The 270-nt window shown below is 48.1% G+C and carries 1 protein-coding gene; it reads right to left on the reverse strand.

What is annotated here, in order from left to right:
- Positions 1–270: substrate-binding domain-containing protein (locus tag AAEY87_RS14010; RefSeq protein WP_350657613.1), on the reverse strand; the 270-nt coding region annotated here is incomplete at both ends.

Here is a 270-nt window from a genome sequence, read left to right on the forward strand (position 1 = left end):
GGGTAAAGCTGGTCGTCGCTGCCCGTGCACCATTGTCATAAGTGACAACGTTCGCCAGTAGCTTTTGGATAAAATCATTGGTTTTGGTTGGGTTCTGCGGGCTTTCGTTAAACTGATGTAGCCCATAACAATAAGCGCCCAAAAAGGCATAACGCGCCGTACCACTGGTCTTTGGATTCGGGATGACCACATCGATACCATTACGTGCCAAATCAGACCAGTCTTGAATGTTTTTTGGATTGCCGTTCCGTACCAGTAGCACCATAGTGC

Source organism: Psychrobacter sp. S1-30-MNA-CIBAN-0213, assembly GCF_040309845.1.
GTDB lineage: Bacteria > Pseudomonadota > Gammaproteobacteria > Pseudomonadales > Moraxellaceae > Psychrobacter.